General features: G+C 69.5%; 17 protein-coding genes and 1 pseudogene. 11 read left to right on the top strand and 7 right to left on the bottom strand.

Going from position 1 to position 19,384, the window contains the following annotated elements:
- Positions 1-11: 11 nt before the first annotated feature.
- From ABDW59_RS00585 to gshA, 5 genes are all read left to right on the top strand, one after another.
- Positions 12-1,208 (top strand): M20 aminoacylase family protein, encoded by a 1,197-nt coding sequence (locus tag ABDW59_RS00585; protein ID WP_343627361.1) that lies wholly within the window; start codon positions 12-14, stop codon positions 1,206-1,208.
- Positions 1,205-1,792, top strand: coding sequence for a DUF1415 domain-containing protein (locus tag ABDW59_RS00580; protein ID WP_343627715.1), 588 nt, complete (start codon positions 1,205-1,207; stop codon positions 1,790-1,792). The genes ABDW59_RS00585 and ABDW59_RS00580 overlap by 4 nt, the downstream gene beginning before the upstream one ends.
- A 107-nt stretch (positions 1,793-1,899) precedes the next feature.
- Positions 1,900-2,556, top strand: a complete 657-nt coding sequence (locus tag ABDW59_RS00575) for an isochorismatase family protein (protein ID WP_343627360.1) — start codon at positions 1,900-1,902, stop codon at positions 2,554-2,556.
- 24 nt (positions 2,557-2,580) lie between these two features.
- Positions 2,581-3,603 carry a helix-turn-helix domain-containing protein gene (locus ABDW59_RS00570; RefSeq protein ID WP_343627358.1) on the top strand — a complete coding sequence of 341 codons (1,023 nt, stop codon included), beginning with the start codon at positions 2,581-2,583 and terminating at the stop codon, positions 3,601-3,603.
- 66 nt (positions 3,604-3,669) lie between these two features.
- Positions 3,670-5,190 carry a glutamate--cysteine ligase gene (gene gshA, locus ABDW59_RS00565; protein WP_343627356.1) on the top strand — a complete coding sequence of 507 codons (1,521 nt, stop codon included), beginning with the start codon at positions 3,670-3,672 and terminating at the stop codon, positions 5,188-5,190.
- Positions 5,191-5,271: 81 nt separating this feature from the next.
- Here gshA and ABDW59_RS00560 read toward each other — a convergent pair whose 3' ends face one another.
- Positions 5,272-5,760, bottom strand: coding sequence for an acyl-CoA thioesterase (locus tag ABDW59_RS00560; protein ID WP_343627355.1), 489 nt, complete (start codon positions 5,758-5,760; stop codon positions 5,272-5,274).
- 203 nt (positions 5,761-5,963) lie between these two features.
- On the opposite strand from ABDW59_RS00560, the gene ABDW59_RS00555 reads away from it, so the two are divergent.
- The 4 genes from ABDW59_RS00555 to fur all read left to right on the top strand — a co-directional run bounded on the left by ABDW59_RS00555 (position 5,964) and on the right by fur (position 9,784).
- Positions 5,964-7,688, top strand: coding sequence for an FAD-dependent oxidoreductase (locus tag ABDW59_RS00555; protein ID WP_343627354.1), 1,725 nt, complete (start codon positions 5,964-5,966; stop codon positions 7,686-7,688).
- 167 nt (positions 7,689-7,855) lie between these two features.
- Entirely contained in the window at positions 7,856-8,065 is a 210-nt protein-coding gene (locus ABDW59_RS00550) for a hypothetical protein (RefSeq protein WP_343627353.1), read from the top strand.
- 46 nt (positions 8,066-8,111) lie between these two features.
- Complete coding sequence (locus tag ABDW59_RS00545; RefSeq protein ID WP_343627351.1) at positions 8,112-9,308, top strand: PepSY domain-containing protein; 1,197 nt, start codon at positions 8,112-8,114, stop codon at positions 9,306-9,308.
- 35 nt (positions 9,309-9,343) lie between these two features.
- A complete protein-coding gene (fur, locus tag ABDW59_RS00540) occupies positions 9,344-9,784 on the top strand; it encodes a ferric iron uptake transcriptional regulator (RefSeq protein WP_343627350.1) in 441 nt (146 codons plus the stop codon).
- Between the two features lie 461 nt (positions 9,785-10,245).
- Here the strand turns inward: fur and ABDW59_RS00535 are convergent, their stop codons facing one another.
- From ABDW59_RS00535 to phnD, 6 genes and pseudogenes are all read right to left on the bottom strand, one after another.
- The gene (locus tag ABDW59_RS00535; protein ID WP_343627714.1) at positions 10,246-11,157 is read right to left on the bottom strand and encodes a 2-hydroxyacid dehydrogenase; all 912 of its coding nucleotides are present in this window, start codon (positions 11,155-11,157) and stop codon (positions 10,246-10,248) included.
- 163 nt (positions 11,158-11,320) lie between these two features.
- A complete protein-coding gene (phnX, locus tag ABDW59_RS00530; RefSeq protein ID WP_343627348.1) occupies positions 11,321-12,223 on the bottom strand; it encodes a phosphonoacetaldehyde hydrolase in 903 nt (300 codons plus the stop codon).
- 52 nt (positions 12,224-12,275) lie between these two features.
- Complete coding sequence (psrA, locus tag ABDW59_RS00525; RefSeq protein ID WP_343627346.1) at positions 12,276-13,397, bottom strand: iron-containing alcohol dehydrogenase PsrA; 1,122 nt, start codon at positions 13,395-13,397, stop codon at positions 12,276-12,278.
- Positions 13,398-13,419: 22 nt separating this feature from the next.
- A complete protein-coding gene (gene phnE, locus ABDW59_RS00520) occupies positions 13,420-14,271 on the bottom strand; it encodes a phosphonate ABC transporter, permease protein PhnE (protein WP_343627344.1) in 852 nt (283 codons plus the stop codon).
- 274 nt (positions 14,272-14,545) lie between these two features.
- Positions 14,546-15,277, bottom strand: a pseudogene (gene phnC / locus ABDW59_RS00515) (phosphonate ABC transporter ATP-binding protein); the annotation flags it as partial.
- Positions 15,274-16,164 carry a phosphonate ABC transporter substrate-binding protein gene (gene phnD / locus ABDW59_RS00510; protein ID WP_343627342.1) on the bottom strand — a complete coding sequence of 297 codons (891 nt, stop codon included), beginning with the start codon at positions 16,162-16,164 and terminating at the stop codon, positions 15,274-15,276. The pseudogene phnC and the gene phnD, both read right to left, overlap by 4 nt.
- Positions 16,165-16,560: 396 nt before the next feature.
- On the opposite strand from phnD, the gene ABDW59_RS00505 reads away from it, so the two are divergent.
- Positions 16,561-17,460, top strand: a complete 900-nt coding sequence (locus ABDW59_RS00505) for a LysR substrate-binding domain-containing protein (protein ID WP_343627341.1) — start codon at positions 16,561-16,563, stop codon at positions 17,458-17,460.
- 171 nt (positions 17,461-17,631) lie between these two features.
- Positions 17,632-19,377 carry an ABC transporter permease subunit gene (locus tag ABDW59_RS00500; protein ID WP_343627340.1) on the top strand — a complete coding sequence of 582 codons (1,746 nt, stop codon included), beginning with the start codon at positions 17,632-17,634 and terminating at the stop codon, positions 19,375-19,377.
- The last annotated feature ends 7 nt before the right edge of the window (positions 19,378-19,384 follow it).

The raw sequence follows: 19,384 nt of genomic DNA, 5'->3' as shown, positions 1-19,384 counted from the left end.
ACGGAGTGCCCATGAAGCTGATCGAACCCATCCTGGCCGACGCGCCCGCCATCGCGAAGCTGCGCCGCGACCTGCACGCCCACCCCGAGCTGTGCTTCAAGGAAGACCGGACCTCGGACCTCATCGCCCAGACGCTGACCGACTGGGGCGTCGAGATCCACCGGGGCCTGGGCAAGACCGGCGTGGTCGGCATCATCCCGGGACGCGACGGCGGCAAGAGCGGCCGGACGCTGGGCCTGCGCGCCGACATCGACGCCCTGCCCATCACCGAGCACAACACCTTCGCCCACGCCAGCAAGCACCCCGGCAAGATGCACGCGTGCGGCCATGACGGCCACACCGCGATGCTGCTGGCGGCGGCCAAGCACCTGGCCGCGCACCGCGACTTCGACGGCACCGTCTACGTTGTGTTCCAGCCGGCCGAGGAAGGCGGCGGCGGCGCCCGCGAGATGATCAAGGACGGCCTGTTCACGCGCTTCCCGATGGAAGCGATGTTCGGCATCCACAACTGGCCGGGCATGGCTGCGGGCCAGTTCGCGCTCAAGTCCGGACCGGTCTTCGCGTCCAGCAACGAATTCAAGATCACCATCAAGGGCAAGGGCGCGCACGGCGCGATGCCGCACCTGGGCACCGACCCGGTGGTCGTCGCCGCCACGCTGGTGCAGTCCTTCCAGACCATCATCACGCGCAACAAGCGGCCGATCGACGCGGGCGTGATCTCGGTGACCATGATCCACGCCGGCGAGGCGACCAACGTCATTCCTGAAAGCTGCGAGCTGCAGGGCACGGTCCGCACCTTCACGCTGGAGACGCTGGACCTGATCGAGCGCCGCATGCAGCAGATCACCGAGGCCACCGGCACGGCCTTCGAGGTCCAGTGCGACTTCAGCTTCCACCGCAACTATCCGCCGACCATCAACCACCCCGCCGAGACCGAGTTCGCGCGCGGCGTGCTGACCGAGATGCTCGGCGCCTCGAACGTGCAGGAGTTCGAGCCTACCATGGGCGCCGAGGACTTCAGCTACTACCTGCAGGAAGTGCCGGGCTGCTACTTCCTGATCGGCAACGGCGACGGCACGCACCGCGAGGGCGGCCACGGCCTGGGGCCCTGCATGCTGCACAACCCCAGCTACGACTTCAACGACGAGCTGATCCCGCTGGGCGGGTCGATGTGGGTCCGCCTGGTCGACGCGTGGTTCAAGAAATGACCGGCGAGCAGGAGAAGACCGTCCTCGAGGACACGAAGCGCTGGGTGCAACGGGCCGTGATCGGCCTGAACCTGTGCCCCTTCGCCAAGAGCGTGGAGGTCAATCAGCGCCTGCGCATCGTGGTCAGCCCCGCCCGCACGCCGGAGGAACTGCTGCAGCAGACGGCGCACGAGCTGCTGTCCTTGAATCGCGCCGATCCGGACGAGACCGAGACCACGCTCATCGTCCATCCCTGGGTGCTGAACGACTTCCTGGACTTCAACGATTTCCTGGGCGCGGCCGACGCACTGGTCGAGGACCTCGACTTGGACGGGGTGCTGCAGGTCGCGAGCTTCCACCCGGACTACCAGTTCGAGGGGACCGAGGCGGACGACGTGGACAACCTCAGCAACCGCTCGCCCTACCCCACGCTGCATCTGCTTCGCGAAGAAAGCATCGAGCGCGCCGTCGAGTCCATGCCCGATACCGACGCGATCTACGAGGCCAACATCGACACCCTGCGCCGCATCGGCCGCAAGGGCTGGGATGCGCTGGACCTGGACGCGAAGCTGCCGCTGTCCCAGCGCGCGACCCGCGAGGACTGACGGCTCCCGATGTCCTGATTTGACCGAAACCGGTCCGGCGCCGATGCGACGCCGGACCACCGCGCCGGCACGATGGCGTCCATCAACCACCACCGATGGAGCCTGCCATGACCGCCGCCTCGACGTCTTCCAACGCTGCGACCTCGTCCTCCGCGCCGATTGCCGACGCCGCCTTCGATCCCCAGGCCGACACCGCCGTCCTGCTGATCGACGTGCAGGAATCCTTCCGCCATCGCCCCTACTGGGACCTGGCCGGTTTCCAGCGCTTCATGGACCGCAGCAACGCGCTGCTGATCGGCGCGGCCGCGCGCGGTCTGCCCATCATCCGCATCCTCCACACCGACGGACCGGCCACACCGGAGAACCCGTTCTCGCTGGTCAGCGGTCATGTCCGCCCGATGGCCGAACTGGCGCCGGTGCCGATCGCCGCGGAGTTCCTCAAGCGCCGCCACAGCGCGCTGGTCGGCACCGGCCTGTCGATCTGGCTGACCGAGCACGGCATCCGCCGCCTGATCATCGCGGGCATCCGCACCGAGCAGTGCTGCGAGACCACCGCCCGCCACGCCAGCGACGAGGGCTGGACCGTCGACTACGTGACCGAGGCCACCCACAGCTTCCCGATCCGGCACGCGAGCGGCGTGGTGGTCGACCTCGATCAGATCAAGCTGCGCACGGAGGTCGCGCTGCAGGATCGATTCGCGCAAATCGTGAGCGTCGAGCAGGCCCTGGCCCGCGCCGGCCAGCGCGAAGCGGTCCCCGCCTGAAGGGCGCAGGCGCATACTTGCCCGATGTCCTTTCCTGATCGCCCCAGCCGCACCGGCGGCGCCTCCGCTGTCGATGTCTGGATCCTGGTCGAGCGCCACACCCTGCTGCTCGACCTGGCCGGCGCGGCCGAGGCGCTGCGGCTCGCCAACCAGGCACTGCGGCGTCGCGGCGAGCCGGAGGCCTTCCGGTTGCGCTACTGCGGCGCGCAGGAACAGGCGCCCAGCTCGGTCGGTCTGACGCTCGGCGGACTGGAGCCGCTGCCCGCGCTGGGCGAGACCGACTGGCTGATCCTCAGCGGCCGCCGGCACCCGCACCCCGACGATCCGGCGCCGACCGCAGCGGAGCGCTCGGAAGACCTCGCCATCGAACGCTGGCTGCACCGCGAGGGCGGCGCGCTGCTGGCCGGCGGCGCGGGTCGGCTGCTCAGCATCTGCGCGGGCGCGCTGCTCGCAGCTCGCGCGGGGCTGCTGGCTGGACGCCGCTGCACCACGCATCACGAGGCGCTCGATGCGCTGCGCGCGGCGGCGCCCGAGGCGGACGTGCAGGCGAACCGGGTGTTCGTCCTGGACGGCCCGCTGGCCAGCAGCGCGGGCATCACCGCCGGCATCGACCTGGTGCTCGCGCTGATCGCCGAGCACTGCGGCGAGGCGCTCGCCGCGACGGTCGCGCAGGTGATGGTGGTCTATCTGCGCCGCGGCGCGCAGGATCCGGAGCTCTCTCCCATGCTCGCGCACCGCCACCACCTGCATGCGGCGCTGCACCGGGTGCAGGACGCGATCTGCGCCCAGCCCGGCGCGGACTGGAGCCTGGCCCGCATGGCGGCGGTCGCGCATGTCACCCCGCGACACCTGACCCGGCTGTTCAGCCAGCACGGCGGGACGACGCCGCTGGACTATCTGCGGGCGATCCGGCTCGAACTCGCGCGCCGCGAGCTCGCACGAGGAGCGCGTCCCGCGCAGGCCGCGCTGGCGGCCGGTTTCAGCTCGGATCAGCAGCTGCGCCGGACCCGGCGAAAACTGTCGGAAGGCCTAACACAATCCGCATAACGCCCAGACAAGCGGGTTTCGCGGAGTTCTGTTAACTTGCGCGCCCTAACGAACGAGGAGCGGGTTTTGAGCGATTGGCTGAAGCGACTGGAGGCTTTGGATCCGGCACGGCTGGCGGGCATGCGCCGCGGTGTCGAGAAGGAAAGCCTGCGCGCGCAAGCCGGCGCGTCGTCGCTCGCGCTGACCCCGCACCCGACGGCGCTGGGCTCGGCCCTGACGCACGAGACCGTCACCACCGACTTCAGCGAATCGCAGCTCGAGCTCATCACCGGCGTGCACGCCTCGGCCGACGACTGCCTGGGCGAACTCACCGAGATCCACCAGGCCGTCTACCGCGCGCTGGGCGACGAACTGATGTGGGCGTCCAGCATGCCGTGTCAGTTGCCCGCCGACGAAACCATCCCGATCGGCCGCTACGGCGCCTCCAACATCGGCCGCGCCAAGAGCGTCTACCGCATGGGCCTGGGCCACCGCTACGGCCGCCGGATGCAGACCATCTCGGGCATCCATTACAACTGGTCGATGCCGGGTCTGGACAACGCGGACCACTTCGCGCTGATCCGCAACTTCCGCCGCCACTCATTCCTCCTGCTGACGCTGTTCGGCGCCTCGCCCGCGCTGTGCGCCAGCTTCGTCGCGGGCCGCGAGCACGGCCTGCAGCCGCTGGCCGAGGGCACGCTGCACATGCCTTACGGCACTTCGCTGCGCATGGGCCGGCTCGGGTACCAGAGCGACGCGCAATCCACGCTCTCGGTCAGCTACAACAGCCTGGACGGCTACGCCGCCTCGCTGCAGGACGCGCTGACCCGCCCGTATCCGGCCTATGAAAAGGTCGGCGTCATGAATCCGGGCGGCGAATACAACCAGCTCTCCACCACGCTGCTGCAGATCGAGAACGAGTTCTACGGCACGATCCGGCCCAAGCGCACGATCCGCTCGGGCGAGCGTCCGTTGCATGCACTGCGTGAGCGCGGCGTCGAGTACATCGAGGTCCGCTGCATGGACCTGGATCCGTTCGAGCCGGTGGGCATCGCCGCCTCGACGATGCGCTTCATCGACATCTTCCTGCTGCACTGCTGGCTGACCGACAGTCCCGAGGACTCGCCCACCGAACTGGGCGCGCTGGCGCGCAACCAGCACCGCACCGCGTCCGCGGGTCGCGAACCCGGGCTGAAGCTGGAACGACGCGGCGGCGAGGTCGCGCTGTGCGACTGGGGCAGCGAGCTGCTGTCGGAATTCGCGCCGATCGCGGCCAAGATCGACGCGGCGCTGGGCGGCTCGCTGTACCGTGAGGCGCTGGAGACTGCGGTCGCGCGCTGGGCCGATTTCGACTCCCTGCCCTCGGCCCGCGTGCTGGCCGAGATGAAGTCGCTGCATGCGTCCTCGCACCTGGACTTCGTGACGGCGCGCTCGGCGCAGTCGCGCGACCACGTGCTGGCGCAGCCGGCATCGGCGGGACTGGACGAGCGCTTCGCCGCTTCGGCGCGGGCCTCGCTGGAGCGCCAGGCCGCCATCGAGGCCGCCGACACGCTGGACTTCGAGACCTTCCGTCAGCAGTACCTGGATCCGGCGCAGCTGCGCGGCTGACCGGGCCGCGGTGCCGACGGGCGGCGCAGGCGATGCGGCACGGCGCGGGCTCTCCGCGCCGTGGTCGTTTCTGTCGGCCGCTCAGGTCGACGCCGGATTCCGCAGCGCGTCGTGGCGCTTCTGCAATTCCGTGCGCAGCTTCTTGCGCTCGATCGCCGCGTCCCAACGGCGTTTTTCATCCGGGGTGCTGGGCGTCAGCGCCGGGACCGGCACCGGCCGGCCGTCCTCGCCCACCGCGACCATGGTGAAGAAGCAGCTGTTGGCGTGCCGCACGACCTGGTCGCGGATGTTCTCGGTCACGACCTTGATGCCGATCTCCATCGACGAGGTGCCGGTGTAGTTCACCGAGGCCAGGAAGCTGACCAGCTCGCCCACGTGGATGGGCTGCCGGAACATCACCTGGTCCACCGACAGCGTCACCGTGTAGCGTCCCGCGTAGCGGCTGGCGCAGGCGTAGGCGGCCTGGTCGAGCAGCTTCAGGATGGTGCCCCCATGCACGTTGCCGGAGAAATTCGCCATGTCCGGCGTCATCAGCACCGTCATCGTGAGCTGGTGGGAAGGGAAGTCCATGGCGGCGGCGAGGATCCGGCGGCGGGATCGCGTGAAGTGAAAGGAGGCCGCCATGGTGCCATGCCCACCGGGCCCGCAGCGCGCTTTGACGAGATCCGCTTGACGCCGCGCGCTGGACGCAACGCGGGAGCGGGCGTCGCCTCTCTCGGAGGGAGCTTGCCGCTGACCCGCCGAACGGTTAGGGTGCGCGCCAGGAGGCTCCGATGGTCCAGGTCCCGCAGTCCAGCATCGCCGACACGCGCGGTGCGCAGATGTTCCCCACGCTCGGTGTCGCCGACATCGCCCGCGTGGCCCGCTTCGGCCATTTCCGACGCTTCTCGCAGGGCGAATGGCTGGTCCGCGCCGGCGAGTCCGGCATGGGCATGATGCTGATCCTCAGCGGCGAGGTGCAGGTCTCGCAACGCGACAGCCTGGGCCACGTCACCCCCATCCATCGCCACGGCCCCGGGCAGTTCATGGGCGAGGTCGGCCAGCTCAGCGGCCGGCCCTCGCTGGTCGACGGCCAAGCCGAAACCGACGTCGAGGCGGTGGAGATCTCGCCCCCGCAGCTGCGCGCCTTGCTGATCGCCGAAGCCGATCTGGGCGAGCGCCTCACCCGCGCCTTCATCCTGCGCCGCGTCGGGCTGATCGAGTCCGGCGCCAGCGGCGCGACCCTGATCGGCCGCGCCAAGTCGGCATCGGTGATGCGGCTGCGCAGCTTCCTGGGCCGCAACGGCTTCCCGCATCAGCAGCTCGAGCCCGATCAGGACGAGGACGCCCGCGCCATCGCCGCGCAGTACATGACCGAGGGCGTGGAGCTGCTGGTCATCTGCCCCGGCGGCGACGTGCTGGTCGATCCCAGCGACGAGGACGTCGCGCGCTGCATGGGCATCGTCGACATGAAGGAGCGGCCCGATCTCTACGACGTCGCCATCATCGGCGCCGGCCCCGCCGGGCTGTCGGCCGCGGTGTACGCGGCGTCCGAGGGGCTGTCGGTGCTGGTCATGGACTGCCGCGCCTACGGCGGCCAGGCGGGCGCGAGCTCGCGCATCGAGAACTACCTGGGCTTCCCGACCGGCATCTCCGGTCAGGCGCTGGCGGGGCGCGCCTACGTCCAGGCTCAGAAATTCGGCGCGGACATGCTGATCCCCGCCAAGGTCACCCGCATGAGCTGCGACCGTTCCGGCGAGGAGCAGGAGCTGCGCCTGTCGCTGGAAGACGGCCGCACGGTGCGCGCGCGCACCGCGGTGATCGCCACCGGCGCGCGTTATCGCCGTCCCGGCATCGAGGAGCTCCAGCGCTTCGAGGGCCGCGGCATCTGGTACTGGGCCTCGCCCATCGAGGCGCGCATCTGCAGCCGGCAGACGGTGGTGCTGGTGGGTGGCGGCAACTCGGCCGGTCAGGCCGCCGTCTATCTGGCCAATCACGCGGCGAAAGTGATCATCCTGGTGCGCGGCCCGGGCCTGGCGGCCACGATGTCGCGCTACCTGATCGACCGCATCAAGAGCACGTCCAACATCGAGCTGCTGCCGCATCAGGAGCTCAGCCGGCTCGAGGGCGGCGGCGCGCTGGAGGCGGTCACCTGGCGCGACCGGCGCAACGGCAACGAGCGCCGGCTGGCGGTGCAGCACCTGTTCATGTTCATCGGCGCCGAGCCCGAAACCGGCCTGATCGCCGACTGCGGACTGGAGCTGGATCCGGCGGGCTTCATCACCACCGGCCGCGCCTGCGCCTGCCCCCTGGCCGAGTACAAGCCCGAGCTGCTGGAATCCAGCCTGCCGGGCGTGTTCGCGGTGGGGGATGTGCGCTCGGGCTCGGTCAAGCGCGTGGGCGGCGCGATCGGCGAGGGCGCTCAGGTCGTCGCCAGCATCCACCAGTACCTGGCCCGCCAGGACGCGCAGCGCGCCGAGCGCCTCGGTCAGGCCTTGCCCGCCGGCGCCACGGCCTGAGCGCAGGCCCGCGCCGGCCGCCCCCGTTTGCCGACGGGCGGCCACTTCTGCCTCCTTCTCTCTCCCCTCTCCTAGTTCTCTCCGTTCTCTCCGCGATTGCGCTATGACCGCAGACGGCAGTTCGCTCTAAAATGCGAATCATTGTTATTTAGAACCACCGCCGTCCGATGTCCTCCTCCGAACCCACGCGCGATGACGCCCCCGGTGAAAGCCGCCGTCTCTGGACCTGGCCGATCGCGCTGGGCGTGCTCAGCCTCTCCGGGCTGCTGTCCGCGCTGGTCTCGGACGATTGGGGCGATGTCTGGTCCTGGATCGCGCTGGGCGTGCCGGTGGCCGTGATGGCCTGGTATGCCTGGCGTCCTCAAGCCGCCCGCTGAGCGCCGCGTCGCTCCTCCGATCCTTTCGAACACGAGAACTCCGACGATGCTCAGCTCCCGCGCCATCCGGGTCTGGACCTGGCTCCACAAGTGGACCAGCCTGATCTGCACGCTCTTCATGCTGCTGCTGTGCCTGACCGGCCTGCCGCTGATCTTCCATCACGAGATCGGTCACCTGCTCGGCGACGAGATCGAGGCGCCCGAACTGCCCGCCGCGATGGACAAGCAGCGCGTCTCGCTGGACGTGATGGCGCGGGCCGCCAACGCGCAACATCCGCAGATGGTCATCCAGTACGCGGGCGAGAACGAGGAAGACCCGCGCCTGTGGTGGTTCACCCTGGGCCCGACGCCCGAGCCGACCGAGAACTACAAGTCCGTCGCCGTCGACGCCCGCACCGGCCAGGTGGTGCGCGAGTACCGCGTCGGCGAGGGCTTCATGGACCTGATGTTCCGCTTGCACGTGGACATGTTCGCGGGCCTGCCGGGCAAGCTCTTCCTGGGCCTGATGGGCCTGCTGCTGCTGATCGCGCTGGTCAGCGGCGTGGTGCTGTACGCGCCCTTCATGCGCAAGCTGGACTTCGGCGCGGTGCGCAAGGACCGCTCCACCCGCGTCAAGTGGCTGGACCTGCACAACCTGCTGGGCATCGTGACGCTGGTGTGGTGCTTCGTCGTCGGCGCGACCGGGATGATCAACACCTGGGCCGAGCTGCTGGTGCAGTATTGGCAGTACGACAAGGTCAGCGCGCTGCTGGCCCCGTACAAGGACCAGCCCGTGCTGACCGCCGCCGAGCGCGGGCCGCTGCAGGCGACGCTGGACACCGCGATGAAGCACGGCGACCACCGCAAGGTCTCGTTCGTGGCCTTCCCGGGGACGTCCTTCTCCAGCCCGCATCACAACACCTTCTTCCTGAAGGGCACGACGCCGCTGACCTCCAAGCTGTTGCAGCCCCTGCTGATCGACGCCAAGACGGCGGAGCTCACCGCCGCGCCCGAGCTGCCCTGGTACCTGACCGGGCTGCTGGTCTCGCAGCCGCTGCATTTCGGCGATTACGGCGGCATGCCGATGAAGATCATCTGGGCCTTGCTGGACATCGCGACCATCGTGGTGCTCGGCAGCGGCCTGTACCTGTGGCTGCGCAAGCCGCAGGGTGCGCGCAAGGGCGCCAAGGGCACCAAGACGGCCCCCGCCGGCGCGGCCGATGCGCTCGACGACGCCAAGGATCCCGAAACCGCGGCCGCCTGACGCCAGCCCGCCCTTGTCCACGGACTGACCGACCCATGCCCGATTCCCCCAAGCATCAGATCGAAAGCCTGCAATCCAGCGGCCTGAAGGCGACGCTGCCCCGAATCAAGGTGCTGCAGATCTTCGAGCAGGCCAACACCCGCCACCTGAGCGCCGAAGACGTCTACCGCCTGCTGTTGCTGGACGGCGCCGACATCGGTCTGGCGACCGTTTACCGGGTGCTGATGCAGTTCGTCGAGGCCGGCCTGCTGGCGCGCCAGCATTTCGAGTCCGGCAAGGCGGTGTTCGAGCTCAACCAGGGCCAGCACCACGATCACATGGTCTGCCTGCATTGCGGCAAGGTGGAGGAGTTCTTCGACGCCGGCATCGAGCAGCGTCAGCGCGAGATCGCCGAGGAACGCGGCTACCAGTTGGTCGAGCACGCGCTCGCGCTGTACGGCCTGTGCAAGGACTGCCAAGCCAAGCGCACCCGCTGAGGCGCGCGCCGAGCCGGGCGGACCTCAGGCCCGACAGGTGAAGGCGGCCCGCCGAGCCTGGACCGGGGCGTCGCAACAACGGCGGTGGCGCAATCCGGCGCATCCCTGTTGAATACTGTATGAACATACAGTACATTCTCTCCATCGCAGCCAATCACGGCTGCAGCAGGAGATGCCATGCAAGTGCTCAAGCAACAGATCTGGTCGTCGCTGAACAACGCGGATGCGTGGGTGTTGTGCATCGGCATCCTGTCCTGCCTGGGATTGGCGACCGGGGTGCTGGGCTGACTGTAGCCCGGGGCCCCTCGCCTCCAGGGTTCCGCTCGCGGAGCCACGGTCCCCTTTCGAGGGGACCTGTTTTTTCAGTTCTCGTTCTTCATTCATCGGTCCGCGGCTCACCCCGCGGACCTCTTTTTTGGCTGAGCTGGCGGCCGCGCTTTCGGCCCACCGGCTCCCGGGATTCAGATCGGAGTCAGTACCGGCTCACCGGCCGTCCAGCGCCGGACGTTCTCCAGGAAGAGATCGACGGTGGCCTGGACCGCCTCGGGCGACCAGCCCGCGATGTGCGGCGTGAGGACCACGTTCGGGAAGCCGAGCAGCGCTTCGGGCGGCTTGGGTTCGGTCTCGTAGACGTCCAGCGCGGCGCCGGCGATGGTGCCGGCGGCGAGCGCCTCGGCCAGGGCGGCCGTGTCGATCAGGCTGCCGCGGGCGATGTTGACCACGTGCCCCTGCGGGCCGAGCGCCTGGAGGACCTCCGCGTTGACCATGTGCCTGGTCGACGGTCCGCCCGGCGCGGCGACGACCAGGAAGTCGGCCCATTTCGCCAGCTCGACGGGCGAACCGAAGTAGCCGCAGCCGAGCGCGTCGGGGCGCTCGCGGCGGTTGTGATAACCGACTTCCATGTCGAAGGCCAGCGCCCGCTTGGCGATGCGCAGCCCGATGGTGCCCAGGCCCAGGATGCCCAGCTTGCGGCCGTTGACGCTGGGACGTAGCGGCAGATCGTCACGCCAGATGCCGGCGCGAAGGGCCTTCTCCTGCTGCGGCAGCGCCCGCACCGTGGCGAGCAGCAAGGCCATCGCATGATCGGCGACGCAAGCGTCGTTGGTCCCGGCGCCGTTCCACAGCGTCAGGCCGCGGGCCTTGGCGGCCGGCAGGTCGATGGCTTCATAGCCGGCGCCCAGCGTCGCGGCGGCGCCCAGCCGGGGCATGGCGGCGATCTCGTCGGCGCGCAGACCGACCGAGCCGATGGTCAGCACGATCTCGACGTCGGCGCCGTGCGTGGCAACGGCCTGGGCGCGGGACTCGGCGGTCGGCGCGTAGATCACGTCATGCTGCTCGCGGAGCTGCGCCTGGTGCTGCTCGGCCATCGGCATCAGCAGCAGGACCTTGCGGCGGCGGGACTCTTGGGCGGCTTGAGCGGAAATGGACACGGGCGACCTCTCGGACTTCGGATGGACGGTGAGTTCGCCGGCCATGATAGGAGTCGTCCCCGCTGAGGCCCTGCCGCCGCGCACGCGTTGCGCACGGCGGCGCGGCTCAGGGCCGCTCGCCGCGCGCCATGCGAGCGTCGATCTCCGCCAGCGCCTTCGTCAGCGACGCGACCGAGTCGATCACCAGATGCGCGCCCGCATCGGTCAGCCGTTTGGTCGCGCCCTCTCGATGGGCGGCGACGTCCGTATCGGGCAGCGCCTGCAGCTGTTCCAGCGTGAGCCCGGTCTCGTTGCCGGAGAGGCTCAGCCCGATGGTCCACATGCCGGCGCGCCGACCTTCCTCGATGCCGGGCGTGGTGTCGTCGACCTTCACGCAGGCGCGCACATCGCCGATGCCCAGCGCCAGCACATTGGCCAGCGCCATGAACGGCGCCGGCCGGCCGCCGGCCGTGAGCTCATCGCCAGCGACGACGTGATCCGCCGCGAGGCCGTCCGCCTTCGCCTGCGGCAGCAGCACGTCCAGCACCTGACGCGGATAGCCGGAGCACGAGCCGATCTTGAGCCCCGCCTCGCGCAGCGCTTTCAGCACATCGACCGCGCCGGGAATCGGCTGCGAGTAGCGCCCGACCTTCTCGATCTGCATCGGCATGAAGCGCTGGTAGATGGCGTCGATGTCGGCGTCGGTCGAGGCCTTGCCGAAGCGCGTCTGCCACTGCGCCTGCAGCGAGGCGTCCTCCAGCAGCGTGCGGATGTGATCGCGCTTGGACAGGCCCATCGGGCTGCGCGCCTGCGCCAGCGTCAGCGTGATGCCGAAGGTCCCGAAGGCGTCGACGAAGATCTGCGTCGGCGCCAGCGAGCCGTGATCGACCAACGTGCCGGCCCAGTCGAAGATGACCGCCTGCAGATGCGGGAAGCGGGCGTGGTCGGCCGATGTCGGCGTCGTGGCGGAGGTGGAGGTGGAGGTGGAGGTGGAGGTGGAGGTGGCGGTGGAGGTGGCGGTGGTGTTCATGGCGTTTCTCTCGATGGAATCGAAGGTTCCGGGCCTCGGTGGGAGGCCGCGGTCAACGGGATTGCAGGACGACGGGCGCGCCGGCGATGAAGTTGCGGCCGCGCGGTCCGCGCAGCGCCTGGGCGACGCGCTCGTCCCAGTCGCCGGGTGCGATGCCGTAATCGACCGGATCGGTGCTGACGCCGAGCCCGCGCAGGAAGCGCTCCAGCGCGGAGACGGCGCCATCCGCATCGACCGCGTCGAAGATCCACATCAAGCGCTCGTCCAGCGCCGCGTCGTGGCCGAAGGCCAGTCGCATCACCCGCGGCAGGCTGAAGGAACAGGCCAGTCCATGCGGGACGCCGTGGGTCAGCGTGATGTCATAGGACAGCGAGTGCGCGAGCGCCGTCTTGGTGTTGGAGAAGGCCATGCCCGCCTGCAGCGCGGCCTCGGCCAGCGCCTCGCGCAGATCGAGCCGGCGCGGCTCGTCGAGCAAGGCCGGCAGCGTCGCGACGATGCGGCGCGCGGCGTCCACCGCCAGGCTTGCGGAAACCGGGTTGCGATGCACGTTCCAGAGCGACTCCAGCGCATGCGACAGCGCGTCGAGTCCGCTGGCGAGCGTCGCGCCGCGCGGCAGGCTGACCATCAGCGACGGGTCGACCACGGCCGCCTCGGGCCAGGTCCAGGGCAGATGCAGCGAATGCTTGCGCGAGCGGGCGGCGTCCCACATCGTGGCCCAAGGCGTGACCTCGCTGCCGGTGCCGGCCGTCGTCGGCACGGCGATCAGCGCGCGGTGCGGGCCGTCGGCGTCCAAGGCTGCGGCCTTGGGATCGATCAGGTGATCAAGCAGCTCATCGAAGCGGCCCGACGGCGTCGCCGTGAGCATCGCCTTCGCGCAGTCGATGCTGCTGCCGCCGCCCAGCGCGATCACGCAGCGCGCGTCGGCGTGATCGCGCCACAGCCGCTCGTACAGCGGGGCCAGCCACTGCACGTCGGGGTTGGGGCGGACGTCGGTTTCGACGGCGACCAGGCGCTCGCCGAGCATCGATTGAAGCCGGCCGATCAGGCCCAGCGGCTCCGCCTCGGGGAAGGCGATCAACAGCGCGCGGCGCTCGCCGACGAGTGGTGGCAGCCGCTCCAGCGCACCGATGCCGGCGTGCACGTCCACGGGGTTGTGAAACTTCCAGAGATCCATGTCGCGGTACTTCCTTGATGCCTCAATGGCGCCCTTGGTCCTGGATCGCGCGGCGCAGCTGGCTGGAGACGAAGTCCGCCACCACCACCATCACGGTGATCACGATGATGCAGGTGGCCGTCTCCGGGTACTTGAAGAGCTTGAGGCTGCCGACCAGCTCGAAGCCCAGACCGCCCGCGCCCACCATGCCCAGCACCGTGGCGGAGCGCAGGTTGACCTCGAAGCGATAGAGCACGACGGCGATCCACGCGGTCACCACCTGCGGCAGCACGCCGAAGACGATCACCTGCAAGGGCCGCGCGCCGGTCGCGCGCAGCGCTTCGAGCGGGCCCTGATCGATCTCCTCGATGGCCTCGGCGAAGAACTTGCCGAGCATCCCGGCGCCGTGCACCGCGAGGGCCAGCACGCCGGGGAAGGGGCCGAGCCCCACGGCCGAGACGAAGACCAGCGCGAGGATCAGCTCGTTGATGCTGCGGGTCACGTTCAGGCCCTGGCGCGTGAGCAGGTAGAGCCAGCGCGGGCCGTGGAGGTTGCGTGCTGCCAGGAAGGACACCGGGACCGCGGCGATGACGCCCAGCAGGGTGCCCCAGACGGCGATCTGCACCGTCTCCAGCGCCGGGGCCCAGAGGCGCTCCAGGATGCGCCAGTCCGGCGGCCAGGTGCGGGCCAGGAAGTCGGCGATCTGCGGCAGGCCGGAGGCCAGTTCGGTCGGGCTGAGCTGCGCGCCGCGGGCGCTCCATTGCAGCGCCCACAGGCCCGCGATCATGGCGAGCAGCAGGCGGGTCCAGCCGGCCGGCGTTTCGGGTAGGCCAATCAGCCAGCGGTGGCGGTGAGCGGCGGCGCGGGCGGCGGCGCTTGTGTTCATTGTCGTCATGAGAGTTTCTTTCGGGCGCTCAGGCGTTCATCGGGCGTGGGTGCGGGGGCGCCGAAAGACCCTCTCCCCCTGCCCTCTCCCGCAAGCGGTCGAGGGGGTAAGAGGCACTGCACTCTCCCGCAAGCGGGAGAGGGAGTAAGAAGCCCGGCTCTCTCACGCAAGGCGAGGGGGTAAGAAGCTCAGCTCTCGCACGCAAGGCAAGGGGGTAAGAAGGGGCGATCGGGTCGACTGGCCTCGCGTCGCCGACGGGCGCTATCAGTTGCAGCCCGGCGTGGCCGGCGTAGAGCTCGTTCAGCTCCGATTCCGACAGCTCGCCCGGCAATCGGTCGAAGAGCACACGACCTTGCGACAGACCCACGATGCGGTCGGCGAATTCGCGCGCGTAGTCGACCTGGTGCAGGTTGCAGACGACGGTGATGCCCAGCTCGCGGCAGGCTTGGCGCAGGTATCCGAGCGCCTGGCGGGCCGTGTGCGGGTCGAGGCTGGCGACCGGCTCGTCGGCCAGGATCACCTGCGGCCGCTGCGCCAGCGCGCGGGCGATGCCGACGCGCTGCATCTGGCCGCCGGACAGCGAGTCCGTCCGCGCCCTCGCCTTGTGGGCAAGGCCCACGCGCTCCAGGCAGTCCATCGCGAGCGCCACGTCGCCGGCGCGGAACAGCTGCAGCACCGAGCTCCACACCGGCACCGCGCCGAGCCGGCCGGTCAGCACGTTCTTGAGCACGCTCAGCCTCGGCACCACATGGTGGTGCTGGAACACCATGGCCACGCGCCGGCGCAGCTCGCGCAGATCGGCGGAGCCGGCATCGGCGCGGACCTCCTGGCCGGCGACGGTCATCTCGCCGCTGTCGGGCTGCACGAGGCGATTCATGCAGCGCAGCAGCGTGGACTTGCCGGCGCCGGACGGGCCGAGCACGACAAGGAATTCGCCGGGCATGGCGTCCAGATCGACGCCGCGCAGCACGGCGTTGTCGCCGTAGCGCTTGGTCAGGCCGCGCAGCCGGATCACTTCATGCTCCGCAGGTCGAGCTTGAGGACCTTGGCGGTCTCGCGCACCACGTCATAGGCCGCGTCGCTGGTCGGCTGAAAACCGTTGAGCACGCCCTGGTCGCCCCACTTGACGTCCTTCAGGCCGGCGAGCGCCTTGGCCAGCTTCTCCTTGAGCGCCGGATCCAGGTCCTTGCGCCACACCATCGGGGATTCGGGGATGGGCTTGGAAGTCCACAGCACGACGAAGTCGTCCTGCTTGACCTGACCCTTGGCGACCGCAGTGGCGAAGATGCGGTCGGCGACGGCGGCGGCATCGACCTTCTTGTTGGCGACGGCCAGGATGCTGGCGTCGTGCGAGCCGGAGAAGATCACGCGGCCGAAGAGCTGGTCGGGCTCGATGCCTTGCTGCTGCAGGCCCGCCTTGGGGAACAGGTGGCCGGAGGCGGAGCTCGGGTCGACGAAAGCGAAGTTCTTGCCCTTCAGATCGGTGACGGTGCGCAGGCCGCTGTCCTTGCGGGCCAGGATCAGGCTCTTGTAGGAGCTCTGGCCGGTCTTCTTGGTCTCGGCGACGGCGAAGGCCTCGACGTTGGCGACCGAGCTGGCCAGGACGTAGGAGAAGGGACCGAGGTAGGCGACGTCCAGCTTCTTGGAGCGCAGCGCTTCGATGACGCCGTTGTAGTCGGTGGCGACGAAGGGCTTGATGGCGATGCCCAGGCGCTGCTGGAGCGCGTCCAGGACCTGGCGGCTGGACTCGATCATGGCTTGCGAGTCCTCGGCGGGGATCAGGCCGATGGTCAGGGATTGTTGTTGGGCGAAGGCGGAGCTGAGGGCGAAGGCGGTGAGCGCCAATGCGCAGGAGGCGCGCAGCGCGGCGCGGCGCGGGAGGTCGAGCAGGGGGTGGGACATGGCGGCATCCAGGGTGGGGTGGGCGGATGCCGGCACTCTATGAATCGAAGATGACAGGCGATCCATCGATGTCATCGCGATTTGGTGGGCGAGCTATTGATGGGAGCTATGGACGGGAGCGCTGCGGGCTTTGGCCTCTGCGCTTTGGTCTTTGGTCTCTGGTGTGCGGCGGCCCTCACCCCAACCCCTCTCCCACTTCATGGGAGAGGGGCTTCAATGCGCGTCGTCGTATGGAGCCCCTCGCCCGCTTGCGGGAGAGGGGTTGGGGTGAGGGCCGTCGCACACAGCGAGCCCCGCCCCGGCAAACCGCCAACCAACGTCACAGCCCCGTCACCGCGCGCCTCGACCATCGCCTCCATCTGAGTTTCCCCGCCGATCCATCGACGGCGTCTATCCATGTCTGCCGCCAAGCTTCGCGCCTTTCTCGCCGTCGCCCGCCACGGCAGCTTCAGCGCCGCCGCACGGGCCCTCGGCCTGTCGCAGCCGACGCTCACCACCCAAGTCCAGGCCCTGGAGAAGCAACACCAGGTCGAGCTCTTCCACCGCCGCGGCCACCGCATCGAGCTCACCAGCGTCGGCCATCAGCTGCTGCCCATCGCCCGCCAGCTCGCGGCGCTGGAGGTCGAGGCCTACAACCTCCTGCACGACTGCGGCCAGCTCACCCGCGGCCAACTCAAGCTCGGTGCCGTCGGCCCCTTCCACGTGATCGAGATGGTCGACGCCTACCGCCAGCGCTATCCCAAGGTGGACGTGTCCATCCGTCTGGGCAACTCGGCCCAGGTCTTCGGCGACCTGGAGAACTACGTCATCGACGTCGGCGTGCTCGCCCGCTTCCACGACGCGCCCGGCTTCGAGACCCTGCATTACGCGCGCCACGCGATCATCCTGTTCGTCCACGTCGAGCACCCCTTCGCCCGCCGCGGCAGCGTGCCCTTGCACGAGCTCGCCGACCAAGCGCTGCTGCAACGCGAGGACGGCTCCAGCACGCGGCGGGCTCTGGAATCCGCGCTGCGCCAGGCCGGCATCGCTCCCCGCGTCGCGATGGAGATCGGCAGCCGCGAAGCCCTGCGCGAGGCCGCCGCCCGCGGCATCGGCGTGGGCGTGGTCTCCGAGGCGGAGTTCATCCCCGACCCACGCCTGCGCCCCGTGCGCATCGACGGCGACCCCGCCTACACCGAGACCCACCTCTACTGCCTGAAGGAACGACGGGAGAGCCTGCTGCTAAGTTCCTTCTTCGAGGTCGCCCAGAGCCTGCGCCAGACCGACGCGGCCCCCGCGGCGGCCGTCGAGACCTGACCCCGGGCAAGGGGTCGGGACCGGCCCGGGGCGCTCTTGCGCGCCGACAGATTTCGGCCAGACACTGGACAGGTTTCTGAAGGGCGGCAAAGGCATCCTGCGCGCTTTCGTGCGGGGGGCCCCGGGGGCCGTCTGTTCCCTGGAATCCATGCAGAACCAGAAAGACGACTCATGGACCGCCGCCATTACTTTCCGCGCCAGGTCGTCGAGGCCGGCGCCAACCGCTGGGACTGGGCGCTGCTGCCGCTGGTGCTGGGCCTGCTGGTGCTGCTGGCCTACGGCGCCGCGCAGATGGCCCGGCCCTTCGAGCTCGGCGACCCGCTGCCGCTGACGCTGGACCCCTCGCACCTGCCGTACTACCTGCTGCGCACCAACCTGCGCATGCTGGCCGCGATGCTGCTGGCGCTGCTGTTCAGCGCGGTCTTCGCGGTGCTCGCGGCCAAGGTGCGCGCCGCCGAGAAGGTCCTGGTCCCGATGCTGGACATCCTCCAGTCCATCCCCATCCTGGGCTTCCTGTCCATCACGGTCACCGGCTTCATCGCGCTCTTCCCCGGCAACCTGCTGGGCGTCGAATGCGCGGCCATCTTCGCGATCTTCACCTCGCAGGCCTGGAACATGGCCTTCAGCCTGTACCAGTCGCTGCGCACCGTCCCGTCCGAGCTGGACGAGGCCGCGCGCGTCTTCCAGCTTTCCCACTGGCAGCGTTTCTGGCGCCTGGAGCTGCCCTACGCCATGCCCGGCCTGCTGTGGAACATGATGATGTCCATGTCCGGCGGCTGGTTCTTCGTGGTCGCGTCGGAGGCGATCTCGGTCTCCAACCAGAGCATCAAGCTGCCGGGCGTGGGCTCCTACATCGCCCTGGCCATCGAGGCCCGCGACCTCGGCGCCATCGGCTGGGCCATCCTGGGCATGCTGGCGGGCATCCTGCTCTACGACCAGCTGGTGTTCCGGCCGCTGGTGGCCTGGGCGGACAAGTTCCGCTTCGAGGACAGCGGCACCGACACCGCCCCCAACTCCTGGATGCTGAGCTGGCTGCGCCGCACCGCGCTGACGCGCCGCATGGCCGCCTGGATCGTCGACCGGCTGGAGAGCAGCCTGGTCTGGTTCCGCCGCCATCACGACGGCACCTCCATCCGCGCGCGCTCCGGCCATCCCGGGCTGATGGGCGTGCCGGCCGCGACCTGGACGCGCGCCTGGGACGCGGTCGTGGCCGCGGCGGTGATGGTGGCGCTCTACCACCTGGTGCGCTTCGTCCACAGCGAGGTGGGCTGGCACGAGGCCGGCCATGTTTTCCTGCTGGGCTGCCTGACGCTGGTGCGCGTGATGGTGTTGATCGGGCTGGCCGCGCTGGTCTGGGTGCCGGTGGGCATCTGGATCGGGATGAATCCGCGCTGGTCCGGACGGCTGCAGGCCGTGGCGCAGTTCCTGGCGGCCTTCCCGGCCAACCTGCTGTTCCCGGTCGTGGTCGTGCTGATCGTGCGCTGGAAGCTGAACCCGGACATCTGGCTGTCGCCGCTGATGATCTTCGGCACGCAGTGGTATCTGCTGTTCAACGTCATCGCGGGCGCCTCCGGCATCCCGGCGGAGCTGCGTCACGCGGCGCGCAACCTGGGCCTGAGCGGCTGGCTGAAGTGGCGGCGCTATCTGCTGCCGGCGGTATTCCCGAGCTTCGTGACGGGCGCCATCACCGCCAGCGGCGGATCATGGAACGCCAGCATCGTGGCCGAGTACGTGTCCTGGGGCGACACCACGCTGCAGGCGCACGGGCTGGGCAGCTACATCGCGGAGATGACCGCCAAGGGCGACTTCCCGCGCATCGCGCTGGGCATCGGCGTGATGTGCATCTTCGTGATGGGCCTGAATCATTTCGTCTGGCGCCGCCTGTACCGGCTGGCCGAGGACCGCATGCACCTGTGAGGACATC

This window comes from Roseateles sp., assembly GCF_039595295.1.
Taxonomy (GTDB): Bacteria; Pseudomonadota; Gammaproteobacteria; order Burkholderiales; family Burkholderiaceae_C; genus Roseateles.
Note: the sequence above shows the minus strand (reverse complement) of the source record. Positions and strands in the feature narration are given on the sequence as shown.

What these genes read in the sequence shown, in the direction of transcription:
- ABDW59_RS00585 (WP_343627361.1), top strand. Translation starts at nt 12, where the DNA reads ATGAAGCTGATCGAACCCATCCTGGCCGACGCGCCCGCCATCGCGAAG.
- ABDW59_RS00580 (WP_343627715.1), top strand. Translation starts at nt 1,205, where the DNA reads ATGACCGGCGAGCAGGAGAAGACCGTCCTCGAGGACACGAAGCGCTGG.
- ABDW59_RS00575 (WP_343627360.1), top strand. Translation starts at nt 1,900, where the DNA reads ATGACCGCCGCCTCGACGTCTTCCAACGCTGCGACCTCGTCCTCCGCG.
- ABDW59_RS00570 (WP_343627358.1), top strand. Translation starts at nt 2,581, where the DNA reads ATGTCCTTTCCTGATCGCCCCAGCCGCACCGGCGGCGCCTCCGCTGTC.
- ABDW59_RS00560 (WP_343627355.1), bottom strand. Translation starts at nt 5,760, where the DNA reads ATGGACTTCCCTTCCCACCAGCTCACGATGACGGTGCTGATGACGCCG.
- ABDW59_RS00555 (WP_343627354.1), top strand. Translation starts at nt 5,964, where the DNA reads ATGGTCCAGGTCCCGCAGTCCAGCATCGCCGACACGCGCGGTGCGCAG.
- ABDW59_RS00550 (WP_343627353.1), top strand. Translation starts at nt 7,856, where the DNA reads ATGTCCTCCTCCGAACCCACGCGCGATGACGCCCCCGGTGAAAGCCGC.
- ABDW59_RS00545 (WP_343627351.1), top strand. Translation starts at nt 8,112, where the DNA reads ATGCTCAGCTCCCGCGCCATCCGGGTCTGGACCTGGCTCCACAAGTGG.
- fur (WP_343627350.1), top strand. Translation starts at nt 9,344, where the DNA reads ATGCCCGATTCCCCCAAGCATCAGATCGAAAGCCTGCAATCCAGCGGC.
- ABDW59_RS00535 (WP_343627714.1), bottom strand. Translation starts at nt 11,157, where the DNA reads ATGCCGATGGCCGAGCAGCACCAGGCGCAGCTCCGCGAGCAGCATGAC.
- phnX (WP_343627348.1), bottom strand. Translation starts at nt 12,223, where the DNA reads ATGAACACCACCGCCACCTCCACCGCCACCTCCACCTCCACCTCCACC.
- psrA (WP_343627346.1), bottom strand. Translation starts at nt 13,397, where the DNA reads ATGGATCTCTGGAAGTTTCACAACCCCGTGGACGTGCACGCCGGCATC.
- phnE (WP_343627344.1), bottom strand. Translation starts at nt 14,271, where the DNA reads ATGACGACAATGAACACAAGCGCCGCCGCCCGCGCCGCCGCTCACCGC.
- phnD (WP_343627342.1), bottom strand. Translation starts at nt 16,164, where the DNA reads ATGTCCCACCCCCTGCTCGACCTCCCGCGCCGCGCCGCGCTGCGCGCC.
- ABDW59_RS00505 (WP_343627341.1), top strand. Translation starts at nt 16,561, where the DNA reads ATGTCTGCCGCCAAGCTTCGCGCCTTTCTCGCCGTCGCCCGCCACGGC.
- ABDW59_RS00500 (WP_343627340.1), top strand. Translation starts at nt 17,632, where the DNA reads ATGGACCGCCGCCATTACTTTCCGCGCCAGGTCGTCGAGGCCGGCGCC.